18 protein-coding genes are annotated in these 17,114 nt (G+C 66.5%); 12 read left to right on the top strand and 6 right to left on the bottom strand.

The window, feature by feature from the left end; all coding sequences use genetic code 11:
* Positions 1-213 precede the first annotated feature (213 nt).
* Positions 214-2,064 (bottom strand): FAD-binding protein, encoded by a 1,851-nt coding sequence (locus tag C447_RS09695; RefSeq protein ID WP_007693345.1) that lies wholly within the window; start codon positions 2,062-2,064, stop codon positions 214-216.
* Between the two features lie 167 nt (positions 2,065-2,231).
* Between C447_RS09695 and C447_RS09690 the strand changes: the two genes are divergently transcribed.
* Positions 2,232-3,509 carry an initiation factor 2B-related protein gene (locus C447_RS09690; RefSeq protein ID WP_007693343.1) on the top strand — a complete coding sequence of 426 codons (1,278 nt, stop codon included), beginning with the start codon at positions 2,232-2,234 and terminating at the stop codon, positions 3,507-3,509.
* 95 nt (positions 3,510-3,604) lie between these two features.
* Here the strand turns inward: C447_RS09690 and C447_RS09685 are convergent, their stop codons facing one another.
* The gene (locus C447_RS09685) at positions 3,605-5,191 is read right to left on the bottom strand and encodes a glycoside hydrolase family 26 protein (protein WP_007693341.1); all 1,587 of its coding nucleotides are present in this window, start codon (positions 5,189-5,191) and stop codon (positions 3,605-3,607) included.
* Between the two features lie 1,411 nt (positions 5,192-6,602).
* On the opposite strand from C447_RS09685, the gene priS reads away from it, so the two are divergent.
* The 3 genes from priS to C447_RS09660 are packed head-to-tail and all read left to right on the top strand — an operon-like array spanning position 6,603 to position 9,378.
* Positions 6,603-7,784: a DNA primase small subunit PriS gene (gene priS, locus C447_RS09670; protein WP_007693336.1), complete on the top strand. Its 1,182-nt coding sequence runs from the start codon at positions 6,603-6,605 to the stop codon at positions 7,782-7,784.
* Position 7,785: 1 nt separating this feature from the next.
* The gene (locus C447_RS09665) at positions 7,786-8,712 is read left to right on the top strand and encodes a hypothetical protein (RefSeq protein WP_007693334.1); all 927 of its coding nucleotides are present in this window, start codon (positions 7,786-7,788) and stop codon (positions 8,710-8,712) included.
* Positions 8,713-8,751: 39 nt separating this feature from the next.
* Complete coding sequence (locus C447_RS09660) at positions 8,752-9,378, top strand: GNAT family N-acetyltransferase (protein ID WP_007693332.1); 627 nt, start codon at positions 8,752-8,754, stop codon at positions 9,376-9,378.
* A gap of 34 nt (positions 9,379-9,412) precedes the next feature.
* Here the strand turns inward: C447_RS09660 and C447_RS09655 are convergent, their stop codons facing one another.
* Positions 9,413-10,783 carry a geranylgeranyl reductase family protein gene (locus C447_RS09655; protein WP_007693330.1) on the bottom strand — a complete coding sequence of 457 codons (1,371 nt, stop codon included), beginning with the start codon at positions 10,781-10,783 and terminating at the stop codon, positions 9,413-9,415.
* Positions 10,784-10,876: 93 nt separating this feature from the next.
* Here C447_RS09655 and C447_RS09650 point away from each other — a divergent pair, with 93 nt between their 5' ends.
* The 4 genes from C447_RS09650 to C447_RS09635 all read left to right on the top strand — a co-directional run bounded on the left by C447_RS09650 (position 10,877) and on the right by C447_RS09635 (position 12,592).
* Positions 10,877-11,197, top strand: coding sequence for a 2Fe-2S iron-sulfur cluster-binding protein (locus C447_RS09650; protein WP_007693328.1), 321 nt, complete (start codon positions 10,877-10,879; stop codon positions 11,195-11,197).
* A gap of 81 nt (positions 11,198-11,278) precedes the next feature.
* Positions 11,279-11,485: a hypothetical protein gene (locus C447_RS09645; protein ID WP_007693326.1), complete on the top strand. Its 207-nt coding sequence runs from the start codon at positions 11,279-11,281 to the stop codon at positions 11,483-11,485.
* A 71-nt stretch (positions 11,486-11,556) separates the two neighbouring features.
* Positions 11,557-11,901 carry a glutaredoxin family protein gene (locus tag C447_RS09640; protein ID WP_007693324.1) on the top strand — a complete coding sequence of 115 codons (345 nt, stop codon included), beginning with the start codon at positions 11,557-11,559 and terminating at the stop codon, positions 11,899-11,901.
* 103 nt (positions 11,902-12,004) lie between these two features.
* Positions 12,005-12,592, top strand: coding sequence for a DUF7110 family protein (locus C447_RS09635; protein ID WP_007693322.1), 588 nt, complete (start codon positions 12,005-12,007; stop codon positions 12,590-12,592).
* Positions 12,593-12,628: 36 nt separating this feature from the next.
* Here C447_RS09635 and C447_RS09630 read toward each other — a convergent pair whose 3' ends face one another.
* Together C447_RS09630 and C447_RS09625 are read right to left on the bottom strand one after the other, a co-directional pair.
* Complete coding sequence (locus C447_RS09630) at positions 12,629-13,402, bottom strand: MBL fold metallo-hydrolase (RefSeq protein WP_007693321.1); 774 nt, start codon at positions 13,400-13,402, stop codon at positions 12,629-12,631.
* Positions 13,403-13,440: 38 nt separating this feature from the next.
* Positions 13,441-13,713: a MarR family transcriptional regulator gene (locus tag C447_RS09625; RefSeq protein ID WP_007693318.1), complete on the bottom strand. Its 273-nt coding sequence runs from the start codon at positions 13,711-13,713 to the stop codon at positions 13,441-13,443.
* Positions 13,714-13,849: 136 nt separating this feature from the next.
* Between C447_RS09625 and C447_RS09620 the strand changes: the two genes are divergently transcribed.
* The 4 genes from C447_RS09620 to C447_RS18330 all read left to right on the top strand — a co-directional run bounded on the left by C447_RS09620 (position 13,850) and on the right by C447_RS18330 (position 16,004).
* A complete protein-coding gene (locus C447_RS09620) occupies positions 13,850-14,257 on the top strand; it encodes a pyridoxamine 5'-phosphate oxidase family protein (RefSeq protein WP_007693316.1) in 408 nt (135 codons plus the stop codon).
* Positions 14,258-14,310: 53 nt separating this feature from the next.
* Positions 14,311-15,015 (top strand): class I SAM-dependent methyltransferase, encoded by a 705-nt coding sequence (locus C447_RS09615; RefSeq protein WP_007693314.1) that lies wholly within the window; start codon positions 14,311-14,313, stop codon positions 15,013-15,015.
* 42 nt (positions 15,016-15,057) lie between these two features.
* Positions 15,058-15,414: a hypothetical protein gene (locus C447_RS18335; protein ID WP_193361380.1), complete on the top strand. Its 357-nt coding sequence runs from the start codon at positions 15,058-15,060 to the stop codon at positions 15,412-15,414.
* A 194-nt stretch (positions 15,415-15,608) separates the two neighbouring features.
* Positions 15,609-16,004 (top strand): hypothetical protein, encoded by a 396-nt coding sequence (locus C447_RS18330; RefSeq protein ID WP_193361381.1) that lies wholly within the window; start codon positions 15,609-15,611, stop codon positions 16,002-16,004.
* A gap of 129 nt (positions 16,005-16,133) precedes the next feature.
* On the opposite strand, the gene C447_RS09600 is transcribed toward C447_RS18330, so the two are convergent.
* On the bottom strand, positions 16,134-17,036 hold the full coding sequence (locus tag C447_RS09600; RefSeq protein ID WP_007693311.1) for an SMP-30/gluconolactonase/LRE family protein: 903 nt from the start codon (positions 17,034-17,036) through the stop codon (positions 16,134-16,136).
* Positions 17,037-17,114 lie beyond the last annotated feature (78 nt).

Here is a 17,114-nt window from a genome sequence, read left to right as displayed (position 1 = left end):
GCGAACGGGGAGGAACGACCCGTGAGCGCCGGAGGCGCGAGGGCTTCGGCGGTGCTGTGCGTGGCGGTTGCGGTGTTGGTAGTAACTGTACCGCGAACGAGGCCGCAGGCGCGAGTGAGCAGGCCGACGACTGACCATCGGGAAGGAGGAGGCTTTTGATCCACATTTTGCCAGGGAGCGAACGAAGTGAGCGACCGCAGCAAAAGGTGGGGGCTAGTAATGTCGTTCGACCGGCTCGTACTCGCCCTCCTCGCCTTCGAGGATCACCGGTGCGTAGTAGAGGTTCGGCGAGCCCTCGTTCCACGAGAGCATGGTGTGTTTGATCCAGTTCTCGTCGTCGCGCTCCTGGTAGCCCTCACGCCAGTGCGCGCCGCGGAACTCGGTACGGGCGAGCGCACCGAGGGTGATGGCCTCGGCGAGGTCGATGAGGTTTCGGGTCTCGATGGTGTGCTGGAGGTCGGTGTTGAACGTCCGCGAGGGGTCGTTGACGTAGACGTCCTCGTAGTCCTCGCGGGCCTGTCGGATGTCACGGAGCGCCTGCTTCAGGCCCTCCTCGTTCCGGAAGACGTTGACGTTCGCCGTCATCGACTTCTGGAGTTCGGTGCGGACCTCGGCGTGCTGGACGCCCTCGTCTTTCTCGAGCAGGCGCTCGATGCGGGCGCGCTCGGTTTCGAGCGCGTGCTCGACGGTCTCGTCCATGCCGACGACCGCGCCGCCGTCGGAGGCAGTGCCACCGTCCGCCACCACGTCGTCGTCGGCCGTGTCGACCGCACCCGGCGAGACGGGCGTGTCGACCTCGCCGGAACCGATGCTCGCCGAGGGACCGGTCTGGATCTCCGCGGGCTTCATCTCCTTGCCGGCGGCGTGACGGCCCGCGCGCGCGCCGAAGATGATGAGTTCGGGTAGCGCGTTCCCGCCGAGTCTGTTCGAGCCGTGGACCGAGACACAGGCGCACTCTCCCGATGCGTAGAGGCCCGAGATACAGGTCTCGCCGTTCTCGTCGACCTCGATGCCGCCCATCTCGTAGTGCTGGCCCGGTTTGACCCGCATCGGGTCCTCCAGGGGATTCACGCCCTCGAAGTCCTCCGAGAGGTGGATGATGTTCTCTAGCCGGTCGGTGATCCGTTCCTCGCCGAGGTGGCGCATGTCGAGGTGGACGTAGTCGTCCTCGAAGCCCCGGCCCGCGTTGATCTCGTCGAGCTCCGCCCGTGCGACCACGTCACGGCTCGCGAGCTCGCCGACGTTCTTGGCGTAGCCCCCCTCGAACATGAAGCGCTCGCCCTCCGAGTTATAGAGGATGCCACCCTCGCCGCGGACGCCTTCGGTGATCAGCACCCCGGTCGAGGGGAGCGTCGTGGGGTGGAACTGGACGAACTCCATGTCTTCGAGCGGGACGCCCGCGCGGTAGGCCATCGCCTGGCCGTCGCCGGTGTTGGCGATGGCGTTCGTGGTGTGGTCGTAGACCTGACCCGGGCCGCCCGTCGCGAGGATGACCCCGTTTCGGGCCTTGAACGCGTCGATGGTCCCGTTCTGAATGTCGTAGGCGACGACGCCGTGACACTCGCGCTCCTCCGGGTCGTCGTGGTCGGTGACGGCGAGGTTCGAGACGTACCACTCGTCGTAGACGGTGATGCCTCGCTTCACGACCTGCTCGTACATCGTGTGGAGCAGGTGGTGGCCGGTCTCGGCACCGGCGTAGGTCGTCCGGGGGAACGAGAGCCCGCCGAACGGGCGCTGGCTCATCCGGCCGTCGTCCTCGCGCGAGAAGGCCATCCCCCAGTGTTCGAGCTGGATCACCTCGTCCGGGCTCTGGTGGACCAGGGTCTCGATGGCGGGCGCGTCGCCGAGGTAATCCGAGCCCTTCATCGTGTCCTGGGCGTGGGACTCCCACGAATCGCCCTCCCGAAGCGCGGCGTTGATCCCGCCCTCCGCCGCACCGGTGTGCGAGCGCACCGGGTGGAGCTTCGAGACGAGGGCGACGTCCGCACCCTCCTCGTCCGCCGCGACCGCCGCCCGGAGGCCGGCCCCGCCCGCGCCGACCACGATGACGTCGTGTTCGTACATCCTTGCTCGTAGTCGGACCTACCGTGACTTGAGGCTGTCCATGCACGACATGGGTTCCGGTACCCCGCCGGGACCTCCCGACGACCGCTCGTCCATCCCGGAACCGAACCGGTCCCGACACGACCCGACCGTTTTACCCCGTCCGTGCACGAACCAGGAGGAAAGCCATGTCGGCCCGTACCAACCGTTCCACCGTCTGTTTCCTCCGAAACCGTGGCGAGGTCCTGCTGATTCGGACGCGTGGGGTGAACGGGGAACCCGGACGGTGGGATGGGGTCTCGGACACCGTCACGGACGACCCCGAACGGGAGGCACGAAACGCGGTCCGGTCGGTGGTCGGGCCGGGGAACGGCTACTCGCTCGTTCGAACCGGCGAGCCGTTCTCGGCCGAGGACGGGCGGGAAGGTTCTCGCGTGCTGTTCCCGTTCCTGTTCGAGTGCGATTCGCGTGCCGTCGATTTCGGTGCCGAGGGCGTCGAATCCGAGTGGGTCTCCCCGACTCAGGTCCGAAAGCGCGAGACGGCCCCAGGTCTCCAGCGGGCCTACGAACGCGTTGCGCCCACGGTCGAAACGGTCGCGGCGGACACCGACCACGGCTCGGCGTGGCTCTCGGTCAGCGCCCTCGCCGTCCTCCGGGACCGCGCCGGCGGACTCACGGCAGACGACGACCAGAACGATGAACCGGCGTGGGACGACCTCGTGGCGCTCGCAGAGGCGCTTCGCGCCGCGCGCCCGAGCATGGCGGTCGTCCGGAACCGGGTCAACCGCGCGATGGCTGCGGCGAGCGCCGACGGGACGGCCGAAGCGCTCGAACGAGCAGCCATCGACGGTATCGAACGGGCGTCCGAAGCGGATGCCGCGGCGGCGCGCGAGGCGGCCGCCCTGCTTTCCGGCACCGTGGTCACCCTCTCCCGGTCGGGAACCGTGCTCGACGCGCTCCGCGCGGCCACGGACGTCCCGGTGATCGTCGGCGAGTCACGGCCCGCACGCGAGGGGGTCGGCGTCGCCCAGGCGCTCGCCGCCGACCGCTCGGTGACGCTCGCGGTCGATGCGGCCCTCCCGCATCTCCTCGCGACCCGCTCCATCGACCGTGTGCTCGTCGGTGCGGACGCGGTCCTGCCGGACGGAAGCGTCGTGAACAAGGTCGGGACGCGCGGCCTCGCCCTCGCCGCCGCCCACGAGGGGATCCCCGTCTACGCCGTCACGTCGAGCGACAAGATCGGTCTCGACGCCGATCCCGACTTCGAGGAAGGGGCTCGCGAAGCGGTCTACGACGGCGAGGAAGCGATCGACGTCGCGAACCCGACCTTCGACCGCACCCCGGCCGACGCCGTCACCGTCGTCACCGAGGACGGACCGCTCGCCCCGGACGATATCGCTAACCGTGCCGACGAACTCGCGGCGCTCGCCGACCGGACAAAAGACACAAGTCCGGATCCCGAATAACCCGACCGGGCGGCCGTGACGAGGGTTACCCCCACCGAGCCCCGTGTGACGAGACCCGTTTCCCGAGCCGCCCCGTCTTCTCACCGATACCGTGACTATTCGCCGTTGAACGACGTGGTCGTGAGCGGTGTCGCGCCCGAGGTTGCCGCCCCAGCCCCCGAGTAGGAGTCGACACCCTCTCGATAGGCCGTGTAGGCGTTGACCCGGTCGCCGTCGTAGCTCACGCGCTCGGTGCCGTGCCTGCCGTTGAACATCGCCCAGTCGGTCTCCTTGTCCTCGTTGAACCAGCACCACATGTCGACGCCTTCGTCGTCGAAGTACTCGAACGCGCTGCGTATCCAGTCGTCCTTCCGGGCGGGATCGGATCCGGAACTCGTTGCCGAACTGCTCGCGGTCTCGGCGATGCAGACGGGTTTGTCCGCGAGGTTTCGGACCCGGCCGAGCATGTTCCCGAAGACGGCCTCGGGCGAGCGCCAGCTCGACCAGTCCTGACTCGTCCCCCACTGATAGCCGTCGACCGAGAGCCAATCGACGTAGTCGTCGCCGGGATAGAGCTCCTCGGCGGTGTACGAGCCCTGGTCCTCGGCGTTGACACACCACATCCACTCGATGTTCGCGGTGTCGATCCCCGAGTACCGGAACTGGTCGTGGACGTGCCGCCACATCTCGACGTAGCTCGACGCCGAGGAGTTCCCGACCGTCGGCGACCACGGATACCAGTCGCCGTTCATCTCGTGTGCGAGGCGGATGTACGCCCGGCGGTCGTCGTCGGTGCCCTGCTCGCCGTCGGGACCCGCGAGCCACTGTCGGAGCCGCCGGACCCACGTCTTGAGATAGCCGTCGTACTCCCCGTTCGCGATCCGGACCTCGATGTCGTCCGGCGTGGTGGTATCGAGGCTCTCGAGATAGGCGCTGTACTCCTGATTCTCGACGATGGCCTGCGTGTCGACCGATGCAGCGCTCACCCCTGGGGTGTACGGCTCCCACGTGATGAGCGGGATCCGCCCCGCGTCCCATATCCGCGGGAGGAGGTAGTCGAACAGCCAGTTCAGGTGCCCCTCGTCCGAGTTCCACGGGATGAAGATCGTCTGGACGGGATACTGTGCGTCCTGCCACTCCTCGATCCGGTCGATGGTCGCGAAGTTCGTGTCGCTGATGCCGCTGTGGATGCCGAGGACCGGAGACTGGCTCGAATCGGTGACCGCCTCGCCGTTCAACAGAGTGGTTGCATTGCCGTTCAGTTCGATCGTAGTGAGTTCGCCCACGAACTTGTAGCTATCCACACCACCGTGGACTTGGCCGGTTGCGGTGGTCCCGCTTATAGTGTCATTCGGATCGACGGTCGCCCCATTCGCGCCGGTTCGATTGAGTCTTCCACTAGTCGAGAGCGAGTAGTTCGCGTCGGAATCGGGACCTCCGATCGTGAGGACGTTGTCGTAGTAGTCATCCGAGTCGACCTGATTACCGTTGAGCCTTACTGTTGCATCACCATCAACATCGAGAACGACCAGTGCGCCCGAGAACTTGTAGCTGTCCGCGTCGCCATCGACTTGTCCGGTCGCCGTCGAACCCACTAAGTCGTCGTTGCCGTCGATCGACGCGCCGTTCGCCCCCGTTCGGTTCATCCGCCCGCTCGACGCCAGCGTGTATTCACTCCCCGACCCGCCATCCTCGACCGTCACTACATTGTCNCCCCGTTCGGTTCATCCGCCCGCTCGACGCCAGCGTGTATTCACTCCCCGACCCGCCATCCTCGACCGTCACTACATTGTCGAAGTAGTCGTCCGGGTCGACTCGATCACCATTGAGTCTCACCGCCGCATCCCCCTCGATATCGAGAACGACCAGTGCACCCGAGAACTTGTAGCTGTCCGCGTCGCCATCGACTTGTCCGGTCGCCGTCGAGCTAACTAGCTTATCGTTATTGTCGACTGATGCACCGTTCGCCCCCGTTCGGTTCATCCGCCCGCTCGACGCCAGCGTGTATTCACTCCCCGACCCGCCATCCTCGACCGTCACTACATTGTCNCCCCGTTCGGTTCATCCGCCCGCTCGACGCCAGCGTGTATTCACTCCCCGACCCGCCATCCTCGACCGTCACTACATTGTCGAAGTAGTCGTCCGGGTCGACCCGATTACCGTCGAGCCTTACCGTTACGTCTCCATCGGTATTTAGAACGACCAGTGCGCCCGAGAACTTGTAGCTGTCCGCGTCGCCATCGACTTGCCCGATCGCCGTCGAACCCACTAAGTCGTCGTTGCCGTCGATCGACGCGCCGTTCGCCCCTGTTCGGTTCATCCGCCCGCTTGACGCCAGCGTATACTCGCCTCCAGATCCCCCATCTTCGATCGTCACTACGCTGTCGAAGTAGTCGTCCGAGTCGATCCGGTCGCCGTTGAGCGTCACTGTCGCATCTCCATCGACATCCAAAACGACGAGTTCACCCGAGAACTCGTAGCTATCGACACCTCCGCCGCCACCCTGCCCGGTCGCCGTGCTCCCCGAGATCGTGTCGTTGGGGTCGATGCTCGCACCGTTCGCACTCGATTTCTCCAGCTCACCGGAGACCGAAACCGTATACGAGAACCGACCGCCGTTGCTCGCGATGGTGAGCGTTCGCGAAAGCGACTGTGCGGCCGCCGGCGTCGCCAGAACCCCGCCGGCGATGCCGAGCGAGCTCAGCTGTAACATCCGTCGGCGTGAGAGCGCCGGTCGCTCCGAAAGGTTCGGTTCGGTTCCCGCTCGTGGCTCGCCGTCCCGCTCGCGCCCCTCGTGTGGTCCACCCATTCCTGCGAAGATGGTGCTGCCAACCGGTGTTAAATTTTGTTGTTCCGGACAAAATCTGCGTTCGGCCGGAAGGATGTGACAACCGATGTACTCGGTGTGCGCAANTGGTCCACCCATTCCTGCGAAGATGGTGCTGCCAACCGGTGTTAAATTTTGTTGTTCCGGACAAAATCTGCGTTCGGCCGGAAGGATGTGACAACCGATGTACTCGGTGTGCGCAACGGAACCGGCGGGGTCGACACCGGAAGTCGTGACGGTGACGAGACGGTAGGATTATGCCGGTGTTTCTCGAAGCAAAGGGTCTGATGGAAGAGCGCACGCGCGCCTACCTCCGGGGGCGATTCCGGGACCACTACCGCCGGACGGAGCCGGTGCTCCCGCCCGACGCCGACGCGCGCGAGTGGGGGTACATCCCGTGGACGTCGGGGCCCGGAACCACGATGGTCCGGCACCGGTCGACGCTCGACCTCGGCGACCTCGGTGCGTTCCTCGCGCGTGAACGCCCGCGCCACGTCTACTTCTCCGCGGGCCGGTACGACGACCCCGCGGCGGGGTCGATGAGCGAGAAGGGTTGGGTCGGCTCCGATCTGGTCTTCGACCTCGACGCCGACCACCTCCCAGCCGTCGAACTCGGCGTCGATAGCTATGGGGAAATGCTCGAGAAGTGCAAAGCCGCGCTGCTTCGATTGCTCGACTTTCTGGAGAACGACTTCGGCTTCCAGGACCTCACGGTCGTGTTCTCCGGTGGACGGGGCTACCACGTCCACGTCCGCGACTCGGCGGTGCAGGCGCTCGAAAGCGATGCCCGCCGGGAGGTCGTCGATTACGTCCGTGGCATCGGGCTCGACCTCGAAGGGGTGATCCACGAGGAGGCCGTCGGCGGGACCGCCGGACGGACGAGCCCGGCGAGAAAGCGCACCCTCCGCACGGAGGGCGGGTGGAGCGCGCGCGCCCACCGACAGCTCATGTCGTTCGTCGACGACCTCGTGGAGATGGACGACGAGGCGGCGGTCGAGCGCCTCCGGGAGTTCGAGGGGATCGGGGAGGGGAAGGCGACGGCCGCGCTCCGGGCCGCCCGCACGAACTACGACGAGATCGCGACCGGCAACATCGACGTCCATCCGGCGTTCTACTCGCTCTCGCGCCAGCTGGTCCCCGAAGTGGTCGCGGCGGACAACGCGCCGATCGACGAACCCGTCACGACGGACACCAACCGCCTGATCCGACTGCCGGGAAGCCTCCACGGCGGGAGCGGGCTGTGTGTCAGACGGCTCGACCGCGAGGCGATCGAGGCGTTCGACCCCCTGACCGAGGCGGTCCCCGACACCTTTCGAAACCAGGAGATATCGGTCGAGGTCGAGGAGGAATCACAGGTCGAACTCGGGGGCGACAGCTTTACACTCCCGGCGGGCACACATCGAGTTCGTGAATACGCGGGCGTGTTCCTGATGGCACGCGGTCGCGCCGAAAAGGGCGAGGAAGCATAGCATGGATCTCGGGGACCTCCAGTCGGCACGGAGCAAGGAACGCCAACGCGATAGCCTCCAGCATCTCCACGACGACTTCTACGCCGACGTCGGCTCGTTCGTCGCCGAACTCAGAACCGAGCGCGAACGCGCCGCCGCGGCGTCGGACGACCCGTTCGACGCACCCGAGGTCCGTCGGCTGACCGACGACATCAAGGCCGCCGAGAACACCGTCGAGGCGGTCTACGAGCGCCGGGTCGGTAAACTCGTCAAGCTCGCGAGCCTCGCGGCCGCCGGGATGCCCGCCGAGACCGATGGCCTCACCGACGAGGAAAGCGACCTCTTCGGAACCCTCGTGAACGCGATCGAATCGAACCGCGAGCACGTCCTCGACGACGTGCTCGCCGGCGACCGCGCGACCGGCGGGTCGGTCGACGTCACCGCCTCGACAACCGAACCCGACGGCGACCCCACCGCCAGCGGCACGCCCGATACGGCGGACGCGACCGGAGCGGTGGAGTCCACGGGCCCCACAGAACAAGCGAAACCCGCAGAAGCCACGGACTCCGTGGACGTGGGGGCCGAGCCAGCCGAGAACGGACCGGGTGAAAACGAACCCGCCGGAGACGGGATCGGTGGAGGGACCGCGACGGCGGAAGAAGGCGTCAGCGTGGCGGACGCGATGGGTGGACAGTCACCGCAATCCACTACCGGATCGGGCGAGACGTCGGCCGCCGCGGACCGCGCGCCGGCCGGCGCGGACGATGCCGGCGGGGAGACGCCGAACCCGGACACCGACCGGACGACCGTCCGGATCACCCAGGACGTCGGCGAGGTCTTCGGCGTCGACGAACAGACCTACCACCTCTCGGCCGAGGACGTCGTCACCCTCCCCGAGGTCAACGCCACGCCGCTCGTCGAGCGCGACGCGGCCGAACAGCTCGATTGACGTCGTCGACGGTCTCCGATGTCACGCGGTCGAGTAGTCATGACACCAACACTCTTCCCGACGCGAATCGAGACGGAGAGACTGGTCTTCGAACGGTTCGACCACGATACCGTCGACCCCTTCGAGCTCTACACGTTCGTCACCCGCGACGACTGGCAAGGCGCGGCAACCGACCATATGCCGTGGTTCCGTTTTCGACGGCTCGACCAACTGATGGCGTTCATCGACCGCGCCGAACGACAGCGGGCCGAACGTGAGGGAGCTCGGTATCTACTCCGAACGAAAGACGACCACGAAATCGTTGGAACTACCGCGTACGGTCCCGAGTGGGAGGAACGCCGTGCCGGGTCGGGCATCGTACTCGCGGAGCGCTACTGGGGACGGGAGTACGGCCTCGAACGCGCGTCGGTGTTCGTCGAACTCACCTTCGAGCGCTACGACCTCGATGCCTACTACACGACGTGTGCCGCCGACAACCGTCCATCCCGGCGGATGATCGAAAAGTACGTCTCCAAGTACGGAGGTCGGCACGAAGGACTGCTGCGCCAGCACTCGTCACGACCCGACGGCACCGTGACCGACCAGCATCGGTTCACGATCCTTCGGGGGGAGTACGAAGCCGCGACCGGCGGCGGGGAGACGATGACGTTCGAGACGGAGTGGTAGGCCGGCGGTCCGCTACCGTGTGGCCTGCGATAACTCAGTACTTCGCCTCGGCACCCGCCGTCGCGTAGATGACGTCCATCAGACCGTCGCGCTGGGCCTGCCAGGCCTCGAACGCCTCCGGGTCGTCTGGATAGTCGTCGTAGTGGTCGAGGAGGCGGTCGGCCTGGGTCTTGGTCTTGTAGAGGTCGAGCACCGTCCCCCAGTGACCGAAGCTCTTGACCGCCGTGCGGAGCGCGAGCGGCAGGCCGATGTCGGCGCTCCCGGAGTAGAGCGCGTCGGAGAGCTTCTCGGCCGGGAGGGACGCGAGCAGGCCCGTCAGGTTGTTCATCCCCACCGCGCCGACGAAGATGTTGTAGATGTCGAGCCCCGCGTAGCGGCCGCCGAAGTGGTCCATGACGCGCTCGTTGTACTCCCAGAGGGCCTCCTCGCTCGTGTCGCCGTCCTCGATGGCCCCGATCGCCGCCTCGGCGGCGTACTCCCCGCCGTAGGCCGCGCCCGCGATCCCGCCGCCGGTCGTGGGGTTGACGTGACCCGCGGCGTCGCCGACCGCGATGAAGCCGGGGGCGACCGCCGAGTCGTAGGGTCGGCGGGTCGGGAGCGCCGCGCCGAGTTTGTCCTTGACCGTCGCGCCCTTGAACTCGGGGCGGTCGCGGAGGTCGCGTTTCAGCGACTCGACCAGTTTCATCGGCTCCTCGGTCATCTGGAAACCGAGCCCGACGTTGATCTCGGTGCTCGTCCGCGGGAAGTACCAGAGGTAGCCCGCGGCGCGTTCGGTGGGTTTGAACACCAGCGCGTCGTCCCACTCGACGGGTTCGTCGACCTCCACGACCTCGCGGTAGGCCGAGGAGAACTGCGAGTAGTTGACGTCGGTATCGAAGGTCCCCGCCGAGAGGTCGGCCTTGTCCTGGAGCAACGAGAGCGCGCCCGCGGCGTCGATCACGAGTTCGGGGTCGTACTCGACCGCCTCACCCTGCCGTCTGCCCGCGAGGCCGGTCACGCGACCGTCGGCGTCCTGGTGGACCTCGTTCACGACCGTGTCGTAGTGGAACTCGACGCCGGCGTCCTCCGCGCCCTCGATGAGGAGTTTCCCGAACTTCAGGCGGTCGATGACACCGAGTTCGCCCGGGACGGGGATGTCGAGGACGGCGTCCTCCTGGGGGATCTCGAATCGACCGTGGTCGACCACGGTGTTCGTGATCGCGGGTTCGAGCTGGGACTTGGGGATCGCCTCGGGGAAGGCGTCCGCGCCCTTCAGAGCGTCGCCACAGGCGATGTGGCCGGCTTCCTCCGCGGTCTTGCGTTCGGCGATGGTGACGTCGTAGCCAGCCCGTGCGATGGTCGCCGCGGCGTAACACCCGCCGGTCCCCGCGCCGACGACGGCGACATCGGGTTCGTAGGTGGTCATGCCCGGGTGGTGGCGGGGAGGGTGGAAAACTCTTCTCCAAAGCGACCGCCGACCGACAGCAACTGATTTCACCCGGGTCCGTGTTTGGGGGCCATGGCCGAGTACACCGTCGAGTTCGTGACCACCGACGAAACCATCACCGTCTCGGACAAACAGACGATCCTGAGCCGCTGCATCGAGGAGGGGCTGGCCCAGGAGTACTCGTGTCGGGTCGGGATGTGTCTCGCGTGTTCGGCGAAGATCGTCGAGGGCGAGGTGACCCAGCCCGCCGCCCGCGGGCTCACCGGGGAGGAAGCCGAGGAGTACGCCCTGACCTGCATGGCGCGGCCGCTCTCGGACCTCACGATCGACCGCGGGCAGTACCCGTCGAGCATCGAGGACGACACCACGACCACCACCCCAGCGGACGACTGAACCGGGCCACCGCGGCCGTCCGGAGACTCGCGACCGGCGACGACCAGGGTACCGGACCCCGAACGGCCGGGTAGCGAGCGTGTGAGGGTCTACATCGAACCCGATCCCGACTACGATGGCGACCTCGCCCCCGGGGACGTGGTCGAGTATCTCGATAGCCGGGTCGCGCGCGACGCCGACCCCGCCGAGGTGGAGGTCGTCGAGAACGTCCCCCAGACGGACACCGGGAAGACCGACGAGAAGGCGCTTCGCGAGCGTAACGACGCGGACGGCGGGACGGCCGAGTAGGCGACTTTCGACCGCGACGTCGCAGGCGGGGCGGCACAACATCTTTGTCCGCGCGAGCCCTATACGTCCGTGTGACGTTCCAACCCCCGACCGGTCTCAGCCAGGACGAGGTCACCGAACGGGTCGACAGCGCCATCGACGAGAACGACGTGGTGCTGTTCATGAAAGGCAACGAGCTCATGCCCCAGTGTGGCTACTCCGACCGCGCGGTCACGCTCATGAGCCAGTACCGCGACGAGTTCGAGACCGTCGACGTGCTCGAATCGATCGACGAATATCGGACGGCGCTCGAAGCCCACAGCGGGTGGACGACGACGCCCCAAGCCTATGTCGACGGTGAGTTCATCGGCGGCAGCGACGTGCTCGCCGAACTCGACCAGCGTGGCGAGCTCGAACCCACGCTGGCCGGCGAGTGACCCGCGCCCGCCGAGGGCGCGAAGGACAGGGAATATATGTGCGGGATGCGTATGCAAGGATAGACGGGCACCGTCGGCAGCAGGCCCGACTGCCGGTGATAGCATGACCGATGACTGTGTATTCCAACTCCACTCGACGCTCGAACTGCCCCTCGAAGACGTCCACGACTTCCTCGACAACCCCGACCTCCCCGAGGAGATCGACTCCATCGACTTCACCCGCCGAAACAACACGCTGATCGTCAGCGCCGTCGCCGCCGACGACACCATCAGCAAGTACACCCCGACGGCCCAGTTGAAGGCCAGCGTGACCGAGAACCGGGTCTACGAGGAGCCGCTCGAAGAGCAGAAACCGCCCGCCGGCGGCCCCCGATGGGGGAGCGCGCCCGGCGAGGAGGACGAACTCCCGCCCTCCGAACTCGTCGAGTACGCCTGTTTCAAGGGCGACCGCGAGACCGTCCTCCAGAACACCGCAGTCCAGTACCCGATGTTCGAGGTGCTCTGTGAGATCGCGCGGATCGCCGAGAAGGGCACCCTCACGGCGATCGCCGCCCGGAACGGCGAACTCAAGGCGACGCGGATCGTCGACGGCGAGGAGCGACCCGCCTCGCTCGAAGTCGTCGAGGACCCGACCGAGGGCCCGGCGGCGAGCAAGGGTGTCGACTGGCGCAACAACGAGTTCATCAAGTAGCGACCGCCCGACCGACTCCGAACCGGTGCCAACTTCTTATCGCGCGTTTGCGCGTTCCCCGTCCCACGCGAGGGCTCCTTCGACCGCGAGCTTTTCGAGGTGGGCTCCGACCGTCTCCTCGGCGAGCCGACGCACGTCCGAGATGTCCTTCTCGTAGACGGCGTCCGTGACCTCGTCGAGCGTCCGCGCCCCCGAACTGACCGCCTGCTGTACCCGCTTTTCGCGCTGGAGCCGATGGCGGATCAGTCGTTCGAGGGTGGTCCGTGGGTCGTCGATGACCGGGCCGTGGCCCGGATAGAGCCGGTCCGGATCCCGGGCGTGGAGCCGTCGAAGCGCGGTGAGGTACGCCCGCATGTCCCCGTCGTCGCGGCCCACCACGACGCTTCCCGTCGCGACCGCGAGGTCGCCCACGAGGCGGTCGCCGTCGACCGCGAGCACGAGGTGGTCGGGGGCGTGACCGGGCATCGAATCCACCTCGACCGTGCCGGCGTCGGTCTCGATGGTCGTTCCCGGCCGGACGACGCGGTCGGGCGTCACGCCGGTCGCGCGCTCGAAGCGCTCGACGTAACCGGCGCGTGCCCAGACCGTCGCGTCGTCGGCGTAGGCGGCGACGCCACCCACGTGGTCGGGGTGGGTGTGAGTGACGAGGAGATTGTGGGGGGCACGACCACCGAGGGCCTCGTCGAGTGCGGGCGTGGCGGCCGCGGGGTCGACGAGGAGTGTTCGTTCTTCGCCGAGAACGTAGGCATTGGTTTCGCCGCCGGGGGCGGCGGTCTCGACGGGAACCGGGACTCGCGTGGGGGCCGTCATTCGTAGTAGAAAACGACGACGAGCGAAAACGGATTCGACTACTGGTTGAGGAAGTAGACCTGCTTTCTGGCGTCGCGGAAGCTGTAGCGCGAGCCGACGAGGTCGTCCTCTTCGAGCCGGTTGAGCGCGTACCGAACGGTTCGGTCCGGAAGCAGCGACTCCTCGGCGAGCTGTCCCTGCGAGAGCGGGGTCTCGGTTTCGAGGACCTTCGCGACCAGCTTCGCGCTCGGGGGGAGTTCGCGGAGCCGGTCGCGGAACTCGGTCTGTGAGAGCGGGTCGTCGGCGTCTGACCGGTTGGACGTGGTGCTCATACGTTCAGTTCTGCCGAGACCGCTGGTAAAACTTGCCCATGTATGTGGCTGTACTGTATGAAGTCATAATGTTTCACGGGCATCCATAATACATCGCCGCCGCAACCGCTTTTTTCCGTGGGGTCGGACGGGTCGTATGTCGTCGATCCCCGACGCGTTTCACGACCTGTTCGACCGGGAGACCTTCGCGCACTTCGCGACGGTCATGCCCGATGGCACCCCACAAGTGACCCCCGTCTGGGTCGACTACGATCCCGAGGACGACCGGGTGCTCGTGAACACCGCACGCGGGCGGCGCAAGGAGCGAAACGTGCGCAACGAACCGAAGGTCGGGGTGTCGATGGTCGACCCGGACAACCCGTATCGGTTCGTCTCGGTGCAGGGCGAAGTCGACGAACTCACCGAGGAGGGGGCGGTCGAACACATCAACGAACTCGCACAGCGCTACATGGGTGTCGAGGAGTATCCCGACCTCGACGAGGAGGAGTCACCGCGAGTGATACTCCGGATCCGCCCGGACGACGTCGCGGTGGGCGAGGGGTAGTCGGCACACGCATCCAGTACGGTTTTATCCCCCGGCGGGCGAATACGTCGATAGTGAAGGGACAGGAATGGTACCAGACCGCCGAGGTCGCCGAAGCCTACGAGGACAAGCGGTTCTCGGACGGCGGTCAGCTCATCGACGAGCGCGAAAAGGAGGCCGTGCTCTCGGCGGTCGGCCCGGTCGAGGGAAAACACATCCTTGAGATCGCCTGCGGGACCGGTCGGTTCACCACGATGCTCGCCCGGCGGGGTGCCGACATCGTGGGGCTCGACATCTCGCCCGCGATGCTCCAGGAGGGACGGAAGAAGGCCCACGCGGCGGACGTCGCCGACCACCTCGAATTCATGCGCGGGGACGCCGCCCGACTCCCGTTCCCCGACGACCACTTCGAGACGGTGGTGGCGATGCGATTCTTCCACCTCGCCGACACCCCGGCGTCCTTCCTCGCCGAGATGCGCCGGGTCGCGCGCGACCAGGTGGTCTTCGACACCTTCCGCCGGTTCAGCACCCGGAGCATCTACAACTGGCTCCTCCCGATGGGGTCGCGGCTCTACTCCCGGGTGGAAGTCGAGCGCCTCCTCAACGGCGCGGGCCTCCGACTGGCCCACGAGGAACACGACTTCGTCTTCCCGTACGGGCTGTATCGACAGCTCCCCGACGGGGTGGCGACCGCCCTCCGCGACTTCGACACCTCCATCATGGGGTCGCCGGCGGGCGACCACGTGGCCTCCGTCTCGTACTGGGACGCCCGAATATAGTCTCCGTATCCCACAACCCGTTGTCCGATACGGGACACGCAGATGGTGGACATCAACGACCACCAGCGCTACGCCGCCGACTTCGGGGACGAAATCGAGCGACTTGCCGAGGTCGGAGTGTTCTACCGTCGAACCACGATCCCGTTATTCGACAGCGGTGAACCCCTGTTCTCCACCGCAATGAGGGCAGCTGAACGGTGGGGTGTCGTCCTCGGTAGTGACGGTCTCGCCGCAGTCATCGCACTTGAACTCCGTCTGAAGTCTGTCGTCGTCTTCGTCCATGCAAAGGATCTCTCGCCCCACGGACTTGAGGGATCTGCGCGCGAACTCAGCACCGTCGGACCACGACCTCGACCCTTCCATCGTGAAAGCACACTTCCGAACTATGCAGTTCGCTGATGTCGAGCCCTCTCCGATGGACGACCGCCGCGACCGCGCGGGCAGGCGGGTGGTCGCCGGTTCCGTGGTCGGAAAAGGGCTAGTCGGAAAAATAATGGACAGCACCGAGGAGGACGCCGACGAGTAGAGTGATAGCAAACGCAGTGAGCGTTCCTGGGAGCTCGAAGATCACCCCGCCAACGAGGGTGTATAGAATGACTCCGACGACGCCACCAAAGGCTGTGGAGGATAGCAGGGTCACGTGGGATGTCGATACGGTCACTCTGTGCAAGACGGTCGTGCTTGCTATCTGCCGGCCCTGCATCGCCCACCGCACATCACCTTCCGGGCCTTGCGCTCGAACTCCTCTCCCGACCCGTCGACGAGGGCGCGAGTTCCTTCGCGAGCTGGCGAAACGCGCTCTCGACCTCTCGATCGGACGCGTCGGGATCGACGCCGCCGTCGTGTTCGTCGTTGGAGTGGCCGTGGCTGCCGGGACAGTAGTCGCACTGCCGAGCGACGACCGCGGCGACCCACACATCGTGCAGGTCCAATTCGAGGCCGACGGTGTACAGAGCTACGTCGTATCGTCTCGCGCACGTCGAACGTGAGCCTCTCCTCGGAATCAGTGTCGAGCCGGTCGTCGTCGGTCTCGACGTACAGCACACCGTCGCGGACGTCGGTCGCGTATCGTTTCACGAGTCCGCTTCGGGTGAGGTGGATCGAGTGGTCCCCCGAGATCACTCCTCGGTCGCGACCCGCGAGCGGAACTCCGGTCGACCACCGATCTCGGGATGGGTCCGGAACAGCGCGCCCGCGAGGTCGCCGTACTCCTCGACGCCCTCGCCGCGGGCGGAGGTGATGTAGAGGTCCTCGTAGTCCGGGCCGCCGAACGCCACGCTCGACGGGCGCTCGGCGGGCACCTCGGTCGTTCGTACGAGCTCGCCATCGGGCGTGTAGCGCTCGACCCGACCCCCGTTCCACCGAGCCACCCAGACGAATCCTTCGCTGTCCACCGTCAGCCCGTCGGATATCGCGGGGCCGTCGAGGTCGAGGAACGTCGTCCGGTTCGCCAGCACCCCACTGGATTCGTCGTAGTCGTAGCGATAGACGCGGTACTCCTCGGAGACCGAGAAGTACATCGCGGTTCGGTCGGGGGTGAAGCCCATCCCGTTCGGGATGTCGAGGTCGTCCTCGACCAAAGTGTAGCTCCCGTCGGGGTCGAAGCGATAGAGCCGGCCGAGGCGGTCCTCGGTCGGCATCGTGCCCGCAAACACACGGCCTCTCGGGTCGGCCACGACGTCGTTGAATCGGGTGTCGCGTTCGGCCGGGATCTCCTCGACGACCGTTCGCGTCTCGCCGTCCGCCCAGCGCGTCACCGTTCCTCGGTCCCGAAAGAGGAGCAACGCGCCGTCGGCCTCGAACGTGAACCCGCCGATTGGACGACCGTCGTGACACTGCTCGTGGGTGTCGGTGGCGGGGTCGTAGCGATAGAGCTTCCCTTCCGGGATGTCGACCCAGTAGAGGCGCTGTTCGTCGGGATGCCACAGCGGCCCCTCGCCGGTGACCGAACCGTACGCCGCGATGACTTCGGTATCCGTACCCCCGTCGTTCGTCTCGGGATCCGGGTCGTGGTCCGCCATGGCTGCCAGTCAGCGGGTCGGCCGAAGAACGTTCGGGTTCGATGCGGTGGCTCGGACGACGGTACGTCGGTCGTCGGC

The organism is Halococcus hamelinensis 100A6 (genome assembly GCF_000336675.1).
Classification (GTDB): domain Archaea; phylum Halobacteriota; class Halobacteria; order Halobacteriales; family Halococcaceae; genus Halococcus; species Halococcus hamelinensis.
This window is presented reverse-complemented; position numbering and strand designations above follow the sequence as displayed.